The organism is Salmonella enterica subsp. diarizonae (assembly GCF_008692785.1).
GTDB classification, from domain to species: Bacteria; Pseudomonadota; Gammaproteobacteria; order Enterobacterales; family Enterobacteriaceae; genus Salmonella; species Salmonella diarizonae.
The window spans coordinates 395,787-416,157 of the sequence record NZ_VXJV01000002.1 but is presented as its reverse complement, the minus strand read 5'-3'; the positions used below and the strand labels follow the sequence as shown (position 1 = coordinate 416,157).

21 protein-coding genes and 2 pseudogenes are annotated in these 20,371 nt (G+C 50.8%); 11 read left to right on the top strand and 12 right to left on the bottom strand.

Translation table 11 applies throughout. The annotated features are described in order from the left end of the window. Positions 1–138 precede the first annotated feature (138 nt). From F4V72_RS06020 to F4V72_RS06010, 3 genes are all read left to right on the top strand, one after another. The gene (locus F4V72_RS06020) at positions 139–1,794 is read left to right on the top strand and encodes a glucan biosynthesis protein D (protein ID WP_136058288.1); all 1,656 of its coding nucleotides are present in this window, start codon (positions 139–141) and stop codon (positions 1,792–1,794) included. Positions 1,795–1,988: 194 nt separating this feature from the next. Beyond that, entirely contained in the window at positions 1,989–2,564 is a 576-nt protein-coding gene (locus F4V72_RS06015; protein ID WP_136058287.1) for a YceI family protein, read from the top strand. Between the two features lie 11 nt (positions 2,565–2,575). Further along, positions 2,576–3,778, top strand: a complete 1,203-nt coding sequence (locus F4V72_RS06010) for a lactate oxidase (protein ID WP_079813597.1) — start codon at positions 2,576–2,578, stop codon at positions 3,776–3,778. A 46-nt stretch (positions 3,779–3,824) separates the two neighbouring features. Here F4V72_RS06010 and aac(6') read toward each other — a convergent pair whose 3' ends face one another. From aac(6') to F4V72_RS05970, 8 genes are all read right to left on the bottom strand, one after another. Then, on the bottom strand, positions 3,825–4,262 hold the full coding sequence (gene aac(6'), locus F4V72_RS06005) for a cryptic aminoglycoside N-acetyltransferase AAC(6')-Iy/Iaa (protein WP_000354851.1): 438 nt from the start codon (positions 4,260–4,262) through the stop codon (positions 3,825–3,827). Then, on the bottom strand, positions 4,262–5,053 hold the full coding sequence (locus tag F4V72_RS06000; RefSeq protein ID WP_063390961.1) for a DeoR/GlpR family DNA-binding transcription regulator: 792 nt from the start codon (positions 5,051–5,053) through the stop codon (positions 4,262–4,264). The genes aac(6') and F4V72_RS06000 overlap by 1 nt, the downstream gene beginning before the upstream one ends. A 15-nt stretch (positions 5,054–5,068) precedes the next feature. Then, positions 5,069–5,701 (bottom strand): ribulose-phosphate 3 epimerase family protein, encoded by a 633-nt coding sequence (locus F4V72_RS05995; protein WP_053529048.1) that lies wholly within the window; start codon positions 5,699–5,701, stop codon positions 5,069–5,071. An 11-nt stretch (positions 5,702–5,712) separates the two neighbouring features. Next, the gene (sgcA, locus tag F4V72_RS05990) at positions 5,713–6,150 is read right to left on the bottom strand and encodes an SgcA family PTS sugar transporter subunit IIA (RefSeq protein ID WP_000606451.1); all 438 of its coding nucleotides are present in this window, start codon (positions 6,148–6,150) and stop codon (positions 5,713–5,715) included. A 131-nt stretch (positions 6,151–6,281) separates the two neighbouring features. Beyond that, entirely contained in the window at positions 6,282–7,088 is an 807-nt protein-coding gene (gene sgcQ, locus F4V72_RS05985) for a BtpA family protein SgcQ (RefSeq protein ID WP_136058286.1), read from the bottom strand. Between the two features lie 13 nt (positions 7,089–7,101). Beyond that, the gene (gene sgcC / locus F4V72_RS05980) at positions 7,102–8,415 is read right to left on the bottom strand and encodes a PTS sugar transporter subunit IIC SgcC (RefSeq protein ID WP_053509738.1); all 1,314 of its coding nucleotides are present in this window, start codon (positions 8,413–8,415) and stop codon (positions 7,102–7,104) included. Between the two features lie 10 nt (positions 8,416–8,425). Beyond that, entirely contained in the window at positions 8,426–8,707 is a 282-nt protein-coding gene (gene sgcB / locus F4V72_RS05975) for a PTS sugar transporter subunit IIB SgcB (RefSeq protein WP_000976132.1), read from the bottom strand. Then, the gene (locus F4V72_RS05970; RefSeq protein WP_070801254.1) at positions 8,704–9,822 is read right to left on the bottom strand and encodes a M42 family metallopeptidase; all 1,119 of its coding nucleotides are present in this window, start codon (positions 9,820–9,822) and stop codon (positions 8,704–8,706) included. The genes sgcB and F4V72_RS05970 overlap by 4 nt, the downstream gene beginning before the upstream one ends. Before the next feature lie 216 nt (positions 9,823–10,038). Here F4V72_RS05970 and rimL point away from each other — a divergent pair, with 216 nt between their 5' ends. Further along, entirely contained in the window at positions 10,039–10,578 is a 540-nt protein-coding gene (gene rimL / locus F4V72_RS05965; RefSeq protein ID WP_079817610.1) for a 50S ribosomal protein L7/L12-serine acetyltransferase, read from the top strand. On the opposite strand, the gene ydcK is transcribed toward rimL, so the two are convergent. Then, positions 10,575–11,555, bottom strand: a complete 981-nt coding sequence (gene ydcK / locus F4V72_RS05960) for a YdcK family protein (RefSeq protein WP_114048825.1) — start codon at positions 11,553–11,555, stop codon at positions 10,575–10,577. The genes rimL and ydcK overlap by 4 nt on opposite strands. 106 nt (positions 11,556–11,661) lie before the next feature. Here ydcK and tehA point away from each other — a divergent pair, with 106 nt between their 5' ends. From tehA to F4V72_RS05945, 3 genes are all read left to right on the top strand, one after another. Further along, positions 11,662–12,675, top strand: coding sequence for a dicarboxylate transporter/tellurite-resistance protein TehA (tehA, locus tag F4V72_RS05955; RefSeq protein WP_114048824.1), 1,014 nt, complete (start codon positions 11,662–11,664; stop codon positions 12,673–12,675). Next, a complete protein-coding gene (tehB, locus tag F4V72_RS05950) occupies positions 12,662–13,258 on the top strand; it encodes a tellurite resistance methyltransferase TehB (protein ID WP_136058285.1) in 597 nt (198 codons plus the stop codon). Before tehA ends, tehB begins: the two co-directional genes overlap by 14 nt. 155 nt (positions 13,259–13,413) lie before the next feature. After that, the gene (locus tag F4V72_RS05945) at positions 13,414–14,082 is read left to right on the top strand and encodes a DUF3313 domain-containing protein (RefSeq protein ID WP_023249429.1); all 669 of its coding nucleotides are present in this window, start codon (positions 13,414–13,416) and stop codon (positions 14,080–14,082) included. Between the two features lie 53 nt (positions 14,083–14,135). Here F4V72_RS05945 and F4V72_RS05940 read toward each other — a convergent pair whose 3' ends face one another. Then, a complete protein-coding gene (locus F4V72_RS05940; RefSeq protein WP_053529055.1) occupies positions 14,136–15,314 on the bottom strand; it encodes a benzoate/H(+) symporter BenE family transporter in 1,179 nt (392 codons plus the stop codon). Positions 15,315–15,405: 91 nt separating this feature from the next. Between F4V72_RS05940 and F4V72_RS05935 the strand changes: the two genes are divergently transcribed. Then, positions 15,406–15,942, top strand: coding sequence for a helix-turn-helix domain-containing protein (locus tag F4V72_RS05935; RefSeq protein WP_136058284.1), 537 nt, complete (start codon positions 15,406–15,408; stop codon positions 15,940–15,942). A 78-nt stretch (positions 15,943–16,020) separates the two neighbouring features. Continuing rightward, positions 16,021–17,985 (top strand): peptidase U32 family protein, encoded by a 1,965-nt coding sequence (locus F4V72_RS05930; protein WP_136058283.1) that lies wholly within the window; start codon positions 16,021–16,023, stop codon positions 17,983–17,985. Here F4V72_RS05930 and F4V72_RS05925 read toward each other — a convergent pair whose 3' ends face one another. Then, on the bottom strand, positions 17,986–18,216 hold the full coding sequence (locus F4V72_RS05925; protein WP_023249425.1) for a DUF2554 family protein: 231 nt from the start codon (positions 18,214–18,216) through the stop codon (positions 17,986–17,988). A 373-nt stretch (positions 18,217–18,589) separates the two neighbouring features. Between F4V72_RS05925 and F4V72_RS24065 the strand changes: the two are divergent. Together F4V72_RS24065 and F4V72_RS24730 are read left to right on the top strand one after the other, a co-directional pair. After that, positions 18,590–18,769 (top strand): annotated as a pseudogene (locus F4V72_RS24065) (recombinase family protein); the annotation flags it as partial. A gap of 297 nt (positions 18,770–19,066) precedes the next feature. Next, positions 19,067–19,193: pseudogene (locus F4V72_RS24730) on the top strand (IS3 family transposase); the annotation flags it as partial. A 178-nt stretch (positions 19,194–19,371) separates the two neighbouring features. Here F4V72_RS24730 and pipB read toward each other — a convergent pair. Beyond that, the gene (gene pipB / locus F4V72_RS05910; RefSeq protein WP_070801250.1) at positions 19,372–20,262 is read right to left on the bottom strand and encodes an SPI-2 type III secretion system effector PipB; all 891 of its coding nucleotides are present in this window, start codon (positions 20,260–20,262) and stop codon (positions 19,372–19,374) included. Between the last annotated feature and the right edge of the window lie 109 nt (positions 20,263–20,371).

The following is a 20,371-nucleotide window of genomic DNA, read 5'->3' as shown; positions in this document are numbered from 1 at the left end:
GCGCAGTTTCCAGGCGACCAACAATTGGATTATTAATGAATTTTGTCTAGAGTGAGCGGTCAGAAACGGGCACGCTCTTGCTGCTGAAAAAAACCAGCGCGGGACCATTCACAAGACCAGAAGGACTCATTTTCAGGTATGAATCGTAGACGATTTATTAAAGGTTCAATGGCAATGGCCGCCGTGTGCGGTTCCAGCGGTATTGCTTCACTCTTTTCTCAGGCGGCGTTTGCCGCGGAATCCGATATTGCGGATGGTAAAACTGTCCGTTTTGATTTTGCTGGTCTGCAAACAATGGCCCAGGCGTTAGCGAAGAAACCCTGGCATGGTGCGCCGAGACCGTTGCCGGATACGCTCGCCAATCTGACGCCGCAGGCCTATAACAGTATCCAGTATGACGCGGCGCATTCGCTCTGGAACAATGTTGCCAATCGGCAGCTCGATATTCAGTTTTTCCACGTAGGGATGGGGTTTCGTCGTCGCGTGCGCATGTTTTCCGTTGATACGACAACTCATCTTGCTCGTGAGATTCATTTTCGCCCGGAACTGTTTAAATACAATGATGCCGGCGTTGACACAACGCAACTGGAAGGGCAGAGCGATCTCGGTTTCGCCGGTTTCCGTGTCTTTAAAGCGCCGGAACTGGCGCGGCGCGATATTGTCTCCTTTCTGGGCGCCAGTTATTTCCGGGCGGTAGATGATACTTATCAGTATGGCCTGTCGGCTCGCGGGCTGGCGATAGATACCTATACTGACGGTCAGGAAGAGTTCCCCGACTTCACCGCATTCTGGTTTGACACCGCGAAGCCGGGTGATACCACGTTTACTGTTTACGCTCTGCTGGATAGTGCCAGTGTGACGGGCGCGTATAAGTTTGTCATCCATTGTGAAAAGTCGCAGGTGATCATGGACGTAGAAAACCATCTCTACGTCCGTAAAGACATTAAGCAACTCGGCATTGCGCCGATGACCAGTATGTTTAGTTGCGGGAATAATGAACGCCGGGTATGCGACACCATTCATCCGCAAATTCACGATTCCGATCGGCTGGCGATGTGGCGGGGTAACGGCGAGTGGATTTGCCGCCCACTGAATAATCCGCAGAAATTGCAGTTCAATGCATATATGGACGACAACCCGAAAGGGTTCGGCTTGCTGCAACTCGATCGCGATTTCTCGCATTATCAGGATGTCATGGGCTGGTACAACAAACGTCCGAGCCTGTGGGTGGAGCCGCGCAGTAAGTGGGGGAAAGGCGCGGTTAGCCTGATGGAGATCCCAACTACTGGCGAAACTCTGGATAATGTGGTCTGTTTCTGGCAGCCGGAAAAAGCGATCAAAGCCGGGGATACGCTGGCGTTCAATTATCGTTTGTACTGGAGCGCGCAGCCGCCGGTGCAATCGCCGCTTGCGCGGGTTATGGCGACCCGTACAGGGATGGGCGGTTTTCCCGAAGGCTGGGCGCCGGGCGAACATTACCCGGATAAATGGGCGCGCCGTTTTGCTATTGATTTTGTCGGCGGCGATCTGAAAGCGGCCGCGCCAAAAGGCATTGAGCCGGTGATTACGCTCTCCAGCGGTGAGGCGAAGCAGATTGAGATCCTCTACGTTGAGCCTTTCGACGGTTATCGTATCCAGTTTGACTGGTATCCGACCTCGGATTCTACGGCACCGGTGGATATGCGTATGTTCCTGCGTTGCCAGGGGGAGGCTATCAGCGAAACCTGGCTGTATCAGTACTTCCCACCCGCGCCGGATAAGCGTCGTTATGTCGACGATCGTATCATGCGTTAGTCAGTTTACCTTCTGTACCGCCACAAAGGCGGTACAGGTCCCGGAAATTGCCCTGACATAAACTCACTCGTGATCCGCTATTTTGTGACACGGCCTTTCTATCGTTCCATTTTTGCAACAGTCCTTCCTGTTTATCCCTCTCGATCCTGCGGACAGGGAACATTAAGATAGCTTCACCTTATTTAAGATATAAAGTGAATATAATGAAAAAGAGTCTTCTTGGTGCTGTCCTGTCTCTGGGTTTATTAAGTACTGCTCATGCAGATGTATATAAATTTGATAATACGCATACCAATGCGGTATTTAATATCGATCATTTTCAGACCTCAACCAATCACGGCGGATTTTATGCCATTAGCGGCGAACTGAAATATCAGCCGGAAAAGCAAGTCGCAGAGATGCGCGTGACGATTCCTGTGAGCGCCTTAAATACCGGGGTGGATGCGTTTGATAAACATATCCGCAGTAGCGATATTCTGGATGCGGAAAAATATCCAGTAATGGTATTTGAATCGACAAAATGGCATTTTGCAGATAATAAACCGGTTTCTATTGACGGTTTGTTAACAATGAAGGGGGTAACTAAGCCCGTCACCTTAACCACCACGAATTTTGGCTGTTATATGAGCCCGATATTCAAGGCGCAGGTTTGCGGTGGTGATTTTGTCACGCAAATAGATCGCACCCAGTGGGGTGTAGATTATCTGGTCGATATGGGGATGACGAAAGTTGTCGATATAAAAATCCAGGCAGAAGCGGTTAAGCAATAAAGGGGATTATGATGAAAACTCATCACCTCATTCGGGTAGTGGCCTCGCTGGCAATGTTGGCAACATCAGGCCTGGCTTATGCTGAAGAGTACAAAGCCAGCACGGACGAAAAAGCAATAAAAATGACGAACGTCGCCTCGCTGGAAGCGCGCGTTCAGGCCAGAATGGGGAAAGGGGCATTTGGTTATATTCGCGGTGGAGCCGAAGATGAGAATAACCTTCGCAGCAACACCGAAAGCTTTGACAAAAAATATATTATGCCGCGCGTATTACAGGGCATTGAGTTAAAAGAGATCGATTTATCAACGCAGCTACTGGGTATTCCGCTTAAAACGCCTATAATCCAGGCACCGATGGCGGCGCAGGGCCTGGCCCACGCCTCCGGAGAGTTGGCGACGGCGAAAGGCATGGCGCAGGTCGGTTCGATTTTCTCGTTGAGCACCTATGGTAACAAGACCATCGAAGAGGTGGCTAACGTTTCCGGGAAAAACCCGTTCTTCTTCCAGCTTTATATGAGTAAGAATAATCAATTTAACGAATTTATTCTTGCACAAGCGGTAAAACATGGCGCTAAAGCGATTATTCTGACCGTAGATTCGCCTGTCGGTGGTTATCGGGAAGAAGATATTAAAAATAACTTCCAGTTCCCGCTGGGTTTTGCAAACCTGGAAATGTTCGCCAGAAAAAATGACGATGGTTCAAAAACCGGCAAAGGGGCAGGGATAAGTGAAATTTACGCGCAGGCTAAACAAGCCTTTACGCCGGAGGATATTGCCTATGTACATCGTGTTTCCGGTCTGCCGGTTATTGTAAAAGGCATTCAGTCGCCGGAGGATGCTGAAATTGCTATCCAGGCCGGGGCCGCAGGAATATGGGTTTCTAATCATGGTGGGCGTCAATTAGACAGCGGGCCATCCTCATTCGATATGCTTCCTGCGATTGCAAAAGTCGTCAACAAGCGAGTGCCTGTTATTTTTGACAGCGGAGTACGCCGTGGTTCGCACGTATTCAAGGCGTTAGCCAGCGGGGCGGATATTGTGGCGGTTGGCCGGCCTGTATTATACGGTCTTAATCTTGGCGGCGCTCAGGGTGTGGCATCGGTGATTGAACAGCTAAACAAAGAGCTGACAATTAACATGATGTTGGGTGGTGCCAGGAATATTGAACAAGTGAAAACGACACGCTTGTTAACTGAAAAAGAGCTGCCCCAGTAATATAAAGGTCGGGTACTATACCCGACCTTTTCCTGTGTGATTTTCCTCAACAACGCTTCCGGTAGAAAATGACGCGCTCTGTTTCCTCAAATCCTAACGCCTGGTGAACTTTCTGGGAAATTGTATTTTCCGGCGTGGTATCAGAGGCCATTTCCCGACACCCTTTATTCGTTCCCCATCGTTGCACCGCTGCAATCAATTGTTTCGCTACGCCGCGTTGACGGAATGAGGGGAGAACAAAGATACCTTCAAGGAAAGCCACGGGCGAACTGTCACAGCCATTGACATAATCGTGGCGGATTGAGGCATCCGCAAAGCCAATCGCCACCCCGTCTGCCATCGCAATAAATGACGCCAGATGATCGGCTTGCAGGATTTCTTCGCCATCCGCCAGATGGGCGTCATCCGGGTGACCAGGCCAGAGCTGTTTTCGCAATCCGCGCCAGTGCTCCAGATGGGTTTTGTTCATTTGCCTGATGTCCATTAACGCGCTCCTGATGAGAGGTCTGACATGATGAGACGGCATCCCGCTTGCTGATAACGTCGGGCGATAGCAGACGGGAGCGCACTGTCGCTAAGAATGGTGGTAATACAGGACAGCGTCGCAACCGCATGGGGTTCCACAGTGTCAAACTTTGAGTGATCGGCCATCAATATGACCTCGCGTGAGCGCTGAATAATGCGCGTTTTTACGCCCACTTCAAACATGGTAGCGTTGGTGATGCCCGTTTCTAACGACAGCGCATCGCAGGAGATAAAAGCGCGTTCAACGGCAAAGGCGTTAATCATCTCCAGCGCCAGACTCTCGCCAACCGAAAAGTAACCGGGGCGAATCAGCCCGCCAATAATGTAGCTCTCTACGTGTGGGAAGCCACCTAGCTCATTAGCGATTTTGATGTCATTGCAAATGACTTTTACTTTGGCGTCGACCAGACATTTTGCCAGTTCCAGACAGGTGGAGCCGGAGTCGAGAAAAAAGCAGTCTCCATCCTTGATGAACGTGCGGGCGAGGGCGGCGATTTCGCGTTTCGCCTCGCTTTGTAACGTTCGCTTAACGTCGAAAACATATTCTTTATCTTCCGTACTGTCGTCGAAGTCAATACAACCATGGCCGCGAACCATACCGGGATAACGGCTGGCAATATAGTGAAAATCCCGGCGCACGGTTGCCTCAGCATAGCCAAAAAGCTCAATAGCTTGCTGTGTTGAGAGGTGCCGGTGTTGCCAAAGATAATGCAACATCTGTTTGATACGGTCGGGGCGCTGTTGGCTCATCAACATATGACTCCTTTATAGCGCGGTGAATTGTGACAACGTCACGTTATGATTCGCCGTCGTGAACAACGCCCGGCCAATCACCAGATGCTGTGCACCTGCGGCGGCAAGTAGCCGTGCGGCGCGAAGCGTAATTCCGCCGTCCGCCCAGCATTCCGCAGCAGGGAAATGCTCTCTGCTCTGGCTAACTTTTTCACACATCGTGGCGATAAATTGTTGCCCGCGCCCGTCGGGTTCGCTGGTCATGATCATCAGCGCATCCAGTTGCAATGCCAGATAACGATAGGGCAATAGCGGCGTTGCCGGGTTAAGCGCCAGTCCTGCTTTCGCCCCGATAGCGCGAATATCCGCCAGAATCTCCGAGGGGTTTTGCACGCTTTCGGCATGAATGAAAATCCAGCCGGGGCGGATAGCTGCAAGCCAGGGTAGCCAGCGTTGCGGTGATGAGACCATCAGGTGAAATGAGAGCGGATGGCGAGTGTATTGTGCGACTGCCTGAATGGTTTTCATACCGAAGGTAATATTGTTGATGAAACTGGTATCTTCGATATCCAGATGCAGCGAGCCGAGGGGCGCATCGTGTAAAGCGGTCAACGCCTCGGCATAGCGCAGCGGATCGGCGGAGGCCAGCGAAGGGTGCAGGATCATCGGAACCTCCATCAGCGCAATGCGGTTAATTGCGCGAAAAGCGCTGCATCATTTGGCGCATCTTGCAGCAACGCGACACTTCCCGGCGAGTCGAGCCACTGGCTGATGCGTTGAATGGTGCGAATATGTGCTTCAGCGTCCGTGGCGCTGGCGCAAAGCAACAGCCAGATGGGATCGCAATCCGCATTGCCGAAAGCGACCGGCGTTGATAGCGTAGTGACGCTCATTTGATTATGGTTGGCGCCTTGTTCCGGTCTGGCATGGGGCAGCGCAATCCCCGGCGCGATAAGATAATATGGCCCCCATTTAAGGGTGTTCTCAATAATACCGTCCAGGTAGCAGGGGGCCGCCGCGCCGAAGGTAATCAGCGGACGAACGGCGATATCCAGCGCGTGTCGCCAGTCGTTGGCATGGCGTTGCGCCTGAACCCACTTAACATCATTAATCATCGATCGTTGACTCCTTGCCGGTTCGGGTTACTCTGAAACCGATCTCCGGCGTGTCTTTTGGCGAAGGCGACGGAGATCGGCAGAAGGGTTATCGCTCTCTGCAGGGGATAAGCGTTTTGCTTATCCCCATTTTATTGTCGGATATGGCGTACTTTCTCCATAAACTTCGCCACGCGCGCCTGGTCGACAAAGTTGGCGAAGACGCCGTCTTTTTTAAACGTGGTTGCCGTTACGCATCCGTCGGCAATGCTGAGCTGCTCCTCGACGTTTTCCAGACAAACTCCGGTATTCGCCAGCACTACCGTGGCAGGGACGGTCTCTTTTACCCGCTTCAGTATGGCGCTATCGGTACGTGCGCCTGCCGTCAGGCCAGAGACGCACAGGGCATCGGGGTTATTATTAAATACGGTCGATTTCGCAATTGAGCAGACATCCCGGTTTCCCAGATACACCGCCGCTTCCGGAACGATGTTAAACAGCGTTTTCACGTGGCCTGCGCCGATGCGATGCTGATGGCGAATGGTTTCGCCGACATTAGTATCCCAGACGCCAAAATCGCTGGCGTAAGCGCCGGTGAAAATTTCACGAATAAATTTTGCGTTGGTCGCCATCGCCAAATCAAAAGAGGCCACAGGGTCCCACAACACGTTTACCCCAAACGGTACGCGAATTTCACTCATTAACTGACCGATAATTCTTGCCATAGCGGCAGTCGTTTCCGGTCTGACTTTCGTTAAATAAGGCAAACTAAATTCGTTGGAGAACATCACCGCATCCACACCGCCGTTTTGTAGCGCCATTAAATCGTCATGGGCGCGGTCAATCACCCAGTTCATGCCTTTCTCTGTATCGAACCCGGGATCGCCCGGTAGTGCCCGTAAATGGCACATGGCGATAACGGCTTTTTCCGTTCCTATTACCTCTTTTAGCCAACTCATTCTGGGTTGCTCCTTATTCCGGTAGTTCACGTTTACGTAAGATAAGTACGATGCTGGCGACGATGCCGACCACAATAACCACGCCAATAATGCCCAGCGACATCAGTTCAGATATTGACCAGCCAAACATATTCCCTACCGACAGCGCGGTAATTTGCGCGTTTTCAGCGGCGAAACTAAAGCCGCCTTTGAGCGCCATATCGGTAAAGTACGGCGCGAACTGGGTGGCGATCAGCAAAACGGTAATCATGACAATGATGCCGCTGAGCAAAGTACGAATCAGATCGCCGCGATGAATAACCGTGGCCATGCAGATAAAAAACGGCGCGACCGGTAAATCAGCCAGCGGCAGGACTTTATTGCCCGGCAGAATGCTTGCCAGAATTAACATGATGGGAATTAACAGCAGTCCGACCGCGATAGTGGTCGGGTGGCCTAACGTCACTGCGGTATCCAGACCGATAAAGACTTCGCGCCCTTTAAAGTGTTTCTGGAAGAATTTACGCGCGCCGTCGGAGATAGGCATTAATCCCTCAACGATAAGGCGGATCATGCGCGGAAACAGCACCATAATCGCCGCCACGGTAATCATTAAGGTTGCGCACCCTTTAAAGCCTTCACCTGCGGCAAGTCCGAAGATCAGCCCGAGAACAACGCCAATGATCACCGGGTCGCCGACCATCCCATACCGTTTTTGGATCTCCTGAGCGTCAATATTGCGTCCTTTCATAAGCGGGATTTTTTCGTATATCGCATCCAGCAATACGAATAACGGCACGGAGCTGGAGCCATACCCCTGCGGGATTGAGATCCCTTCCAGACCGACAATGTTCTGTACCCGTTTCGCCGTCCAGTCGGCCATTTTCAACGACAAGGCGGCATGGCAAATCGCGCCCAGTACGCCATAAATCAGACTGCCGGTCATCAACTGGACGACCGTTCCGGTAATGGCGTAGTGCCAGTAGTTATAAATATCAACGTTCATGGTTTTGGTCAGGCGAGTCACCAGCATACCGACGTTGAGCAGAAAGATAACGGGAATGATCATCGCGCCGATGGCCGTCGCATAGCCGACGCCGGATGCGGGTCCGGCGCCGACGTCAAAGACATGCAGCGTCAGGCCAAAACGCTCAATCATCACTTTTATCGGCGGACTGAGACTGTCGATCGCCATGACAATCACCAGCCCCATACCGACAAAACCGATGCCGACCGTCACCCCAGCTTTCACCGCCTGCAGCCAGGGAATACGAAAGATTAAGCCGATGATAATCATAATGATGGGCACAAATACGGTGCCGCCGAGAGACAGGATGTAATCAAACATAATGCCCCCTTTATTGTGTTAACAGCGCCTTGATTTCTTGTTTTAATGCGTCGTCGTTGATGCCTGTCAGCAGGGCGGCGCCATTGAGCGTCGGGATGCCATAGTCACTGTGCGTACGCATGGACGTTACGATGAGATCCATACCGTTACAGTTCAACGGGATCTCATTCAGACAACATTGCGCCGTGGTTGCCGCAATGCCTTGCTCCGCGAGAAAGTCCTGCAGTTTTTGTGCAATCATGGTTGATGTCGACATGCCGGTACCACATGCCACAAGGATCTTTTTCATCATGGTCGTGCCTCTTGTGTAGCGCCTGTTTCAGGCTCAATGGGAAACTGTTCTGGCGACATTTTGGCCAGCGCAGTCAGTAAATGAATACAATCAGCCAGGTCGCGCAGGCTGGCGACTTCGGCTGGCGAGTGGGTATAGCGGCAGGGAATAGAAAGGCTGGCGCAGGGAATGCCGTCCAGTTCAACCTGTATGAAGCCTGTTTCGGTGATGACGCCTGGCGCGACTTCTCGCTGTACGGGAATATTATTTTCGTGCGCGGTGGTCTCCAGCATCCGCAGCAAACGCGGTGGCGTAATCAGTCCCGCCAGCGTACCGCGTCCGTGATAGTTCAGACAGGTGATGCCGACGCCGTGGTTGACCCGCACATCCGAGTAATCCTGCAGGTCAGGCGTGTCGCAGGATGGGGTGATATCAATACCAATCGCCAGGTCGGGGCGCACGCGTCGTAAAACGGGAACAATACCGCGAATATTGAACTCTTCCTGCACCGACGCGACCAGGAATACCGCGATATCGAGCGGTGTGGAGGCGAGGGCCTCGGCGACGCCCAGTAGCGCCGTACACCCCAGCCTGTCGTCCAGCGCCTTACTGCATACCAGATCGTTGCCCAGACAGTGCGGCGGGTTGTAAAGGGTTACTGGCGTCCCCACCTGAATACCCATTCGTTCGGCATCCGCTTTATCTTTCGCGCCGATATCAATCCAGAGTTTATCGAGCGCGGGAGGCTGGGTGCGCTCGTCACCCTTCGCGAAGTGATACGCTTTAATACCGATACAGCCCATGATATCGCCTGAACGTCCGGCAAGCGTCACGACCGAACCGGGCATGGTAATTTGCGCCGGGCCGCCCACGCGTTCAAAACGTAAAAAACCGGAGGGTTCGATCTTGCGTACCATAAAACCCACTTCATCCATATGCGCAAAAATCATCAGGCGAAGAGCGTCAGATTTGTCGCTGCCATAACGGGCGACAACATTGCCCAGGCGATCCCGCCAGACGTCTTTGGCCTGCTGTTCAAACGCATGCTGCATAACGTTTGCAATACTGCTTTCATGTCCTGAAATCCCGTTTAGCCGCAGTAAAGAAAAAAGCGTTTCCTGCACAGAAAAGGTCATTGGCGTCTCCGTGGTGATAAAACAATCAGTCGTTGAGCGTTTTATAGGCGGGGAATGGTTGGATAAGTGTGAAATGTGTCACGCGGAAACGCGCTAAATATGAGCAATAAAAAATAATGTGATGGCGATACAATAAAAGCGCTCATATCACCTGCGGGTTATCGGTAAACCAGGCTATTTATGTGATCACGACCAACAACGAAGAAGGGCAACGCGATGGTGGAAATTATTCCTGTTAGCACGACGCTGGAACTGCGAGCGGCAGATGAAAGTCATGTTCCGGCGCTGCACCAACTGGTACTCAAAAATAAAGCGTGGCTACAACAGTCGCTCGACTGGCCGCAATATGTCACGTCGCAGGATGAAACGCGTAAGCATGTGCAGGGTAATATACTGTTGCACCAGCGTGGTTACGCCAAAATGTATCTGATTTTCTGCCAGAATGAGATGGCGGGCGTACTCTCATTTAATGTCATCGAGCCGATAAACAAAGCCGCGTATATTGGTTACTGGCTGGATGAGTCCCTCCAGGGACAAGGGGTAATGTCGCAATCATTACAGGCGCTGATGGCACATTATGTCCGACGCGGCGATATTCGGCGCTTTGTCATTAAATGCCGGGTTGATAATCAGGCCAGTAATGCGGTCGCACGGCGCAACCATTTTACGCTGGAAGGCTGTATGAAACAGGCGGAGTATCTTAACGGCGACTATCACGACGTTAATATATATGCCCGCATTATTGATACGGTTTAAAGGGAACCGACTAAGGGGGTACGAGTAATACGATCCTCGCCATTGATCACTTTTGGGCCGCGCAGGTGAATAGTATTGCCGTCAAACGCTATCACCGCCGCCCGTCCGCTAATCTCTACCTGGTGCTCAATCAGGATTTCGCCCTGTATACAGGCGTGGCCTTCAATCAGCACGCGGTCGTCCAGTAAAATCGGGCCTCCGCGTACCTCAGCATGTCCGCCTACCAGCACATGATGTTTTAACACACAGTTGCCTTCGATTAACGCATGTTCCGCTACTTGCGAGCTGTAGCGAAGGGTAGGGATCGCATCTTCCTCTGTGCCGGCGATAACCCGCGCATGGCCATAGACTTTGGCGCAGTCACAGATCCAGACATTATTGTCTTTGTTGCCTTCAATGGACGCGAAATCAAAGACCTCCGCCCGGTGTTCAATAAAAGCGTGTGTGATAGTGGCGTCGCCATAAAGCTGTACCTGATGAACAATCCGCGAATGGCGCAGGGTGGCGCGATCGTAAATTTGTAAAATCTGCGCATGTTCACGCGTTAGTCCCTGAACGGCGAGAATTTCTGACTGGTTTAACACGCGGGCATCGCCATAAATCGCACACTCTCCGCGCACGGTAGATGACTGAATTGTGACGTTGTCACTTATTCGCGCGCCATCGCTGATATCAGCGCGATCAATCCAGACATTATCGCCTATTCGCACGTTATTGTAGAGCGTGCACGGCTGCGTGATACGCGCGTTACCCGTAATTTCCGTGCCAGCAAAGACCATCGCGTTTTGATCATAAATCCAGCAATCCCCCTGTTGTGACAGCACACTATCGTCATCAACCCAGCCACCGGAGGTTCCGGCTTTAACATCGTTAAAATCCGTTACGGCAATAAGTTGTCGTAATAAGACGCTTTTCTTCTCACCGTCTACCTGATAAGTAAAAGCACGGGGTTCTTCACTCAGTCGATATTTGGTCATAGGGAAATTCCGTGTGAACGATTAAGATAACCGTAGCAAAGGTACTGGCGAAACAACCAGAAATTCCATAAAATGCATTTCAAATATACTTTATAAATTAAACAAAATGCGTAATCACAAGCAGAGCGATCGCGTGCTCAATCTGCCTGCGGGCTATTTTGGGATCGTCCTTGGCACTATCGGTATGGGATTCGCCTGGCGTTACGCCAGCCAGATATGGGCAATAAGCCACTGGCCCGGCGACATCATGGTTATCCTGGCGATGATTATTTGGGGGCTCTTGACCCTGGCGTTCCTTAGCCGTCTGGCGCGCTTTCCCCATAGCGTGATGGCTGAAGTGCGACATCCGGTAATGAGCAGTTTTGTCAGCCTGTTTCCTGCGACCACAATGCTGGTCGCGATCGGCTTCGTTCCCTGGTATCGACCATTGGCCGTTGCGCTATTCAGCGTGGGGGCAGTCATACAACTGGCGTACGCCGCCTGGCAGACGGCGGGACTTTGGCGTGGAGCGCATCCGGAAGAAGCGACGACCCCAGGGCTTTATCTGCCAACGGTAGCGAATAATTTCATCAGCGCTATGGCCTGTGGGTCACTCGGCTACAATGATGCCGGACTGGTGTTTTTAGGCGCAGGCGTCTTTTCGTGGTTAAGTCTGGAACCGGTTATTTTGCAGCGACTGCGTAGCTGCGGCGAGTTACCGGCGGTGCTGCGTACTTCACTGGGTATCCAACTGGCGCCCGCGCTGGTTGCCTGTAGCGCCTGGCTGAGCGTCAATGGCGGTGAGGGCGACACGTTGGCGAAAATGCTATTCGGCTACGGTCTGTTACAGCTTTTATTTATGCTGCGATTAATGCCCTGGTATTTATCTCAACCGTTTAATGCTTCCTTCTGGAGTTTTTCGTTCGGCGTTTCTGCGCTGGCGACCACGGGGTTACATCTTGGTCACGGTAGTGAATCAGGGCTTTTCCATATTCTGGCCGTCCCGCTGTTTATTTTCACTAACGCTATTATCGCCTTACTGCTGGTCCGTACATTTCTATTGCTGGTGCAGGGGAAGTTGCTTATTCGCACTGAGCGCGCTGCACTGTTGAAAACGGAGGAAAAAAATGACCATTCGTGACGAAAATTACTTTACTGAGAAATACGGTTTAACCCGCACGCATTCGGATGTGCTGGCGGCGGCAAAGGTTATCGCACCGGGTCGAACGCTGGATTTGGGATGTGGTAATGGCCGCAATAGTCTGTATTTGGCCGCGAACGGTTATGACGTTACCGCGTGGGATAAAAATCCGGCCAGTATGGCTAATCTTGAGCGTATTAAAGCGGCAGAAGGGCTGGATAATCTGCAAACCGAAATCGTCGATCTGAATACATTGACCTTTGACGGCGAGTACGATTTTATTCTCTCGACAGTGGTTATGATGTTTCTTGAGACGCAAACCATTCCCGGTTTAATCGCCAATATGCAACGCTGCACAAAACCTGGCGGATATAATTTGATCGTCGCGGCAATGGATACGCCGGATTTCCCCTGTACGGTGGGATTCCCGTTCGCTTTTAAAGCAGGCGAATTACGCCGCTATTACGCAGGATGGGACATGCTGAAATACAACGAAGATGTCGGCGAGCTTCACCGCACGGACGAAAACGGCAACCGTATCAAACTGCGCTTTGCTACGATGCTGGCGAGAAAAACGGCCTGAGCGATGCAAGTTCTGTAAGTCTCGCTGCGTTCGGCATTTTTTTGTCGGGCGCCGCGTTCAAATTGTGCTGTCGTTACCATTTTTAGTGCATCCAGAATGATTTCGTTTTGCTATTATTTCCTTTGCATCATTGCGAAGACTAAAGGGATCGTTTCATGCGTACTCATACTTTATTTAAAGTTGCAGTGCTTACTGGCTTGCTGGCGTTATCCGGCTGTGCGTCCAAAGTCACACAGCCGGATAAGTATTCTGGATTCTTAAAAAATTATTCGGACCTGCAGGAAACTACCTCCGCCACGGGAAAACCGGTGTTGCGCTGGGTAGATCCACATTTCAATGACTCTAACTATGACAGTATTGTTTACAATCCAATAACGTATTATCCCGTCCCCAAACCAACGACCCAGGTCGGGCAGCAAGTTCTTGATAAACTGCTGGCTTATACGAACACTAAAGTAAAATCAGCAATTGAACAGCGTAAACCGCTGGTCACGACGCCAGGGCCGCGCAGTTTGATTTTCCGCGGGGCGATTACGGGCGTGGATACCAGCAAAGAAGGGTTACAATTCTATGAGGTGATCCCCGTGGCGCTGATTGTGGCGGGTACGCAAATGGCGACAGGCCACCGGACAATGGATACCCATCTCTATTTTGAGGGTGAGCTGATAGATGCCGCTACCAACAAGCCGGTCGTCAAGGTAGTGCGCCAGGGCGAAGGTAAAGACTTGAGTAACTCCAGCACGCCAATGGCGTTTGAGACGTTGAAACAGGTCGTGGATGATATGGCGACGGATACCTCTATGTTTGACATTAACAAAAAATAATTCTGCGGCGCCATCGCAAGATGGCGCAAACCCCGTCAGGTTAACGATCGCCATCAGCCAGACAACGATGGGCGGCGCGTTTTCGTTAACACTGCGTAGCCTATCCCGCCAGCGATCAACCCCCAGAATGCCGATCCGATGCCCATCAGCGTTAGTCCGCTTGCGGTGACGAGAAATGCGATAACTGCCGCGTCACGCTCGCTTTCGTGAGTAAGCGCCTGGTACAGGCTACCGCTAATTGTACTTAACAGTGCCAGACCAGCAAGCATTTGCACCCAGCTAACCGGCAGGGCGACCATCAGATCGGTTATCGAACTGCCAAACCACCCGGCAAGTAGATAAAAAATTCCTGCGGCGGCGGCCGCTAACCAGCGACGCGTTGGATCGGGGTGCGCGTCCGGGCTTTGACAAATGGCGGCGGTAATGGCGGCAATACAGATAGAATAAACGCCAAATGGCGAAAGCAGCAGCGCCAGCAACCCGGTAAAAATCATTAACGGAGAGACAGGAAGCTGATAGCCAGACGCCTTCATTGTGGCGACGCCGGGGGCGTTTTGCGATGCCATCGTCACCAGGAAGAGTGGTACCGCGACGCTCAGGCTTTGAGCGAATGAAAAGTGGGGGGGAATGAAGACGGGCCACACAGTTGCGAAATGGATACCGCTCATCGCCATCTTACCCTGCATGAGCGCCACCGTTATTCCCGTTACCATGGCGGCAATAACGGCATAGCGTGGCGCGAATACCTTAAGGAGTAGCCACGCCAATAACATACCGCCGCACATTACAAACTCTCCGTTGAGCGTCCCGAACGCCTGCAGGCCGAAGCGTAGCAGTATTCCCGCCAGCATTGCGGCGGCAAGAGAATGGGGGATTATCCGCATCAAACGCGCAAACAATCCCGTGACGCCGCACAACACAATCAGGGCATTGGCGACAATGAATATGCCCACGGCGTCTGGCAACGATAATCCCTGAAGCCCTGTCACCAACAGAGCGGCGCCAGGCGTAGACCAGGCAGTTAAAACCGGCGCACGATACCACAAGGTTAGCGCCAGTGTGCTTATGCCCATCGCTATACCGAGGGCGGTCATCCAGCCGGCGATCTCTGCGGGAGTTGCACCAGCAGCAAGCGCCGCCTGCCAGATAATGGCCGCAGAACTTGCATAGCCGACCAGAACGGCGACCAGACCAGATAATACAGTAGGTAACGGCAGTGATAACAGACGCATGATCGCCTCTTGTGCGTTATAACGGTCAAGTAATGTAGCATTGTGCGTTATAGCGCACAAGTGATACGCTATGGTCTTACAGGGGGAAAAAATGGATAACCTGACACATTATCTGGCGACCACGTTAAGAACGTTACGCCATCAACGAGGCTGGAGTTTATCGCGTCTGGCGGAGATCTCCGGCGTATCAAAAGCCATGTTGGGGCAGATAGAGCGTAATGAGTCCAGTCCGACAGTCGCAACGCTGTGGAAAATAGCGACGGGCCTGAATGTTCCATTCTCAATGTTTATTTCGTCTCCGCAGGCTGAATGTCCTCCGACCTTCGATCCCCAGCAACAAGCGATGGCCATCACACCACTGTTTCCGTGGGACCCTGAACTCGGTTTTGACTATTTTTCCCTATTACTGGCACCTGGCGCGGTCAGCGAATCAACGCCGCATAAAGCCGGCGTTATCGAACATGTGGTGGTGATTCAGGGACGGCTGGACATGTGTACTGGTGGGGTATGGCAAACAATAGACGCCGGTAAAGGTTTGCGTTTTGCCGGCGATACGGCGCATACCTATCGCAACAGCAGTGATCAGACGGTTCATTTTCACTCGCTGATCCATTACCCGCGCGATTAAGCAGGAAAACTATTTCGTTAGTTTGCGCTTCTGACTACAATAGCCGCCATTTCGCTGCTCTTGGATAAGAAAGACCGTATGCGCCAACAACTTCACTATCTCGAATTGTTAAGTCCGGCCCGTGACGCCGCAATTGCTCGCGAAGCGATTTTGCATGGCGCGGATGCCGTCTACATCGGTGGACCTGGTTTTGGCGCGCGTCATAATGCCAGTAACAGTCTGCGCGATATCGCCGATCTGGTCCCGTTTGCCCACCGTTACGGTGCCAGGATTTTTGTCACGCTGAACACTATCCTGCATGATGATGAGCTGGAGCCCGCACAACGGTTAATCACCGATTTGTACGACACCGGCGTGGATGCGCTGATTGTGCAGGATATGGGAATTCTGGAACTCGATATCCCGCCGATTGAGCTTCACGCCAGTACACAGTGTGATATTCGCAGCGTGGAAAAAGCGAAGTTTCTTGCCGATGTCGGTTTTTCACAGATTGTACTGGCGCGCGAACTTAATTTGACTCAGATAGCGGATATTCATCAGGCTACTGACGCCACAATTGAGTTCTTCATTCATGGCGCGCTGTGTGTCGCTTATTCTGGACAGTGTTATATCTCTCATGCGCAAACCGGGCGCAGCGCCAATCGGGGAGACTGCTCGCAAGCCTGTCGCTTACCGTATACGTTAAAAGACGATCAGGGGCGGGTGGTATCTTACGAAAAGCATCTGCTATCGATGAAAGATAACGATCAAACGGCTAACCTCGGCGCGTTGATTGATGCAGGCGTACGTTCCTTCAAGATTGAAGGGCGCTACAAAGACATGAGTTATGTCAAAAACATCACCGCGCATTATCGTCAGATGCTGGACGCGATTATTGAGCAACGTGGCGATCTGGCGCGTGCGTCGGCTGGTCGGACCGAGCACTTTTTTGTTCCTTCCACGGAGAAAACCTTCCATCGCGGCAGCACCGACTATTTTGTTAACGCGCGTAAAGGCGATATTGGCGCATTTGATTCACCAAAATTTATTGGCTTACCGGTAGGCGAGGTCCTGAATGTGGCGAAGGACTATCTCGATGTGGAGGCTACGGAGCCGTTGGCGAATGGCGATGGTCTGAACGTGTTGATTAAGCGTGTAGTGGTGGGTTTCCGCGCCAATACCGTGGAAAAAACCGGTCATAACCGCTACCGCGTTTGGCCAAATGATATGCCTGCCGATCTGCATAAAGTCCGTCCGCATCATCCGTTGAATCGTAATCTGGATCATCACTGGCAGCAAGCGCTGACAAAAACCTCCAGTGAGCGTCGTGTGGCGGTTGATATCATGCTGGGCGGCTGGCAGGAACAGCTTATTCTGACGCTGACCAGTGAAGAAGGCATCTGCATTACGCATACACTTGACGGGCTGTTTGAGGAAGCCAATAACCCTGAAAAAGCGTTAAATAACCTAAAAGTCGGACTGGCGAAGCTGGGACAAACGCTCTACTACGCTCGTGATATGCAGGTGACATTACCGGCGGCGTTATTCGTGCCAGGCAGTCTGCTCAATCAGTTCCGTCGGGAGGCGATTGATATGCTTGATGCAGCGCGTCTGGCCCATTATCAACGAGGTCGCCGGAAACCCGTGGCGCAGCCTGCGCCTGTTTATCCGCAAACGCATCTCAGTTTTCTCGCTAATGTCTACAACCACAAAGCACGGGAATTTTATCACCGTTACGGCGTACAATTGATCGATGCGGCCTATGAGGCGCATCAGGAGAAGGGCGAGATACCGGTCATGATCACCAGGCACTGCCTGCGTTTTGCGTTCAACCTTTGTCCAAAACAGGCGAAAGGAAATATTAAGAGCTGGAAAGCCACACCGATGCAGTTGGTGCATGGCGATGAGGTGCTGACACTAAAATTCGACTGCCGCCCTTGCGAAATGCATGTAATTGGTAAAATTAAAAACCACATTTTGAAGATGCCCCAGCCCGGCAGCGTTGTCGCTTCAATGAGCCCTGAAGCGCTGATGAAAACGCTGCCGAAGCGCAGGGGCGTTTAATTAACGGAAATAGCTCTCTGGTTTGCGCGATTTCTGCCAGTTGTGGTGCTCGCGCAAGCCTTCCGCTGATTCTTCCGCTGCCGCCCGTAATTCATCGCTGTCGGCTTCATGTTTGAGCTGGTGTCCTCCCGTCACAAACCATACAAACTCATGGCCTTGCTGTTTCGCCAGTAACTGACCTGAAAACAGCGCACAGGTCAGTAAAACTACTGATAACGCTTTTGTGAACATCATGCCACCTTCCAGTTATGTCGTGGGGTTATGATGCCAATAATTTATTTGAGTTATTATTCAACACTTCAAATTAGCGAAAACGGTTTGTCAATAATTGCGATAAGTTGTATGAGAACACGTAGCCGGGTACATGATTAGATAGCATTAACATTCCCAGCCCCGCCATAATGCGAAAAGACCAGAACCCCATCGTGGAGTTAGGACGATCTTCTTTCGGGAATTGGGGTTTGGGGAATAACGGAACAGTAAACACCGTTAAGTAGCCATTTTAAATAGCCAAAAATTAATCAGCCAAATACATCGCATATTGTTATTTTTAGCTACCTCTTTTACGTTAGCCAACTTAACTATATCATTTTGGCTACCGTAAATGAAAATTGCTCGCATCTATGAAAGGGGCCGTACATCAGAGCAGGATTTGGCCCGCCAAGCTGACATCGAAAAAACGACCATCGCCAGTGGTTTTTATATTGCCGGTATTTATCGGGAAAAAGCATCGGGTGCCAGGGCTGACGGACCTGAGCTTCTCCGCATGATCGCTGACCTTCAGGTTCCATTGATAATGGATTTGGAATCATATCGTTTGGCGGAAGTGGCGAGGGTAAACACTAAAGTGAATGCCACATCACTTGTGCAGGCCATAGGCCGCCTTCAGACAATACGTAACCTGGGAGTGACATTACCAGCAATTACGCCCGTTTCGGATACCCGTATTGCTGTCTTTTTTCATAACAGTTTTTCTACTGTCGTGGGGTCAGTCCCTTAAGATGGCTTAAAGAGAGGAGCCCATGAGCGGTAAGCGTTATCCCGAAGAGTTTAAAGTTGAAGCAGTCAAACAGATTGTTAATCGCGGTCAAGTGAAGCCAGTATCGTGACGCCGAACAGGCTCCAGCGGCAGTTTAATCCGAACGCACCCAATGAGCGTTGGGCCACGGATATAATGTACATCGCGGACCCGCGAAGGCTGGAGGTTTCACCTTATATCAGTAATGTAAAAATATGCTGAAAATGTTATTTTTATAATGAAATTAAGATGTCGGTAATTTTTTTAATAAAAAACAAGGAGTATTCTCTTAGTTGAATACTCCTTGCTATAAAATCCTTTACAAGGGATATTTTTATTAATATGGCGTGATCCAGAAGTCACGGCTATCACAACCAATCTGAAATTGGCAAAAGAGAGGGAGGCGTTTCATTAGTGTTATCCTGGGTGTCAAGACGATGTTGAACATCTGACAGGCCGGCTTCGGGTAATCGGTTTCCTGAAACTGCCTTTGCATCCTTTAGATTAACACCAGTTAGCTTTGCGTTGCATAGAACAGCATCAGTTAAGTCTGCACAGAATATGTTAGCGTTGGTCATGTCTGCATTAGTCAGATTTGCACCAGACATGTCTGTGTTTGCCATGTTTGCGCTAACTAGACTTGTGTAAGCCATTGTTGCGCCGTGTAGATTTGCGCCAGAAAAATTTACGCCAGAAAGATTTGAACCATAGAAATCTGTAGAGGATGCATCTATATTTTCAAAATTTTCATTCCGCAAATCTTTATAAGCCAGGTATACTCCACGTAGGTTAAGCTTACCTTCCTCGGTTAAAAGTGAATCCTCCTGTTGTATATTATATTTACGAATCAGTTTTAACATTTGACAGACATTCCAAAATGTATCACCATCAACTTCACTTGCTATCGTTTTTCCATCTTTACTCACTTCTATAGTGACCATGGGGGCTTTATTTTCATATTCAGGGACTGTGACACATGACAGGCATGTAGTACACCCGTTGATATCCTCCATAAATATTTTGGTACCTCTATAAAAAGCATCTTTATTTACATGTGATAACGCTGAAGTCAGCTTTTCCACTACCTCCTGAAAGCATCTTTCGTTGCTTCTCCTTACTCCACCACAGGTAAAAAAATTGACAAGCCATTCCAGTATACCGCGTGGTGAAGTTGAATTTTTCATCGCTTCTTTCGTACCAGTACCGGCCGCATGTAAATATTTTAATATATTTTCTGGAGACGTGTTAGTTATTGGCATTTTTATTCCTTATAGATCGGTGTGAGTCAAGCCACATTATGTAAGGAATATCAAAAAAAGATATAGGGTGATTTTTGTATTCAGAGTTTTGGTTGGGTTTGTGTGGGGG